Annotated in this window: 1 protein-coding gene; it reads right to left on the reverse strand. The window is 42.6% G+C overall.

Features of this window, described 5'->3' with window-relative positions; translation table 11 throughout:
• Nucleotides 1-1,238 (reverse strand): ABC transporter permease subunit (locus ACRCJ0_RS14415; RefSeq protein ID WP_431390901.1); only part of this gene is annotated, 1,238 nt, incomplete at both ends.

Raw genomic sequence — 1,238 nt, forward strand, 5'->3', positions numbered from 1 at the left:
ACAAATTCGTTACCTAAAGCAGGTAAGATTGACCGAATAGCTTGTGGCAAAACGATTGTCGTCATTGTTTGGTAGTGGTTCATACCAATGGCACGAGCGGCCTCAGTTTGGCCTTTATCCACTGAGGTAATCCCACCACGGATCACTTCGGCAAGATAAGCACCAGTATTAATCGACACAATTAGTAAGGCTGCAAACATAGTAGACATTTGGAAATTGAAGAATAGTCTTGAACCATAGAAAATCATCATAGCTTGTACCATCATTGGTGTACCACGGAAGATTTCAATGTAGGCAGCAATCACAAAGTCGAATAATTTATAGAAGAAGTAGGCAACTGGTTTTTGATCGCGACGAACGATTAATGAACGGTAGATAGCAATCAATAAACCAATGACAAATCCCATAATTGTCGAGCTTAACGCGATAAACATAGTGTTGCCAGCACCAGTTAGGAATTGGGAACCGTAAGTATCCCAAATGCCCGCAACTTCAGACCAGAAACCAGCACTTTCACCGCGCTCGTTCAAGTTCACCATATCTTCCATTAATTGGTCACGGTCAGCGGTTGGAATAGTTGCTAAGGCTTGGTTCATAATGTCTGTTAATGGAGAATCTTTTCTGGTTGCAACAGCAATATCAGAAGTGACTTCACCTAAGTTAAAGCCTTGGCCCTCAGCAAACTCAACGTATGTTAAGTCAGGGTTAGCAGCTACAGCAGCCATGGCACCTGGTTTTTCAGATACATAGGCGTCAACTGAACCAGCAGTTAAAGCAGTAATCATCGTTGGGAATGAATCTAAGGCAGTGGCTTGGGTTACGTCAGTAATTTGCGGAATTAAATCATAATGGAATGTATTTAATTGACCAGTAACAGTTGTGCCAGCGAAATCTTCTAGAGATGTAGCATCTGCGTATTCACTGTCAGCCATAGTCACAAGAACGATATCTGAAGAATAGTAAGAATTTGAGAAGTCCATTTGTTGTAGACGTTCTGGTGTTGGTGACATACCGGCAATAATCACGTCAATCATGCCAGATTCAAGTGCAGGTGGTAGACCGTCCCACTCTAACTTAACAATTTCAAGTTCTAAACCTAGTGAATCAGCTAGACGTTTAGCGATTTGTACGTCATAACCGTTTGCATATTCACCGTCAGAGTTTGAAATAGGGACTGCACCGTCCGCGTCAGATGTTTGCGACCAGTTGAAGGGCGCATAGTTGGCTTCCATCCCAAC

It is taken from the genome of Aerococcus sp. L_32, from assembly GCF_050689315.1.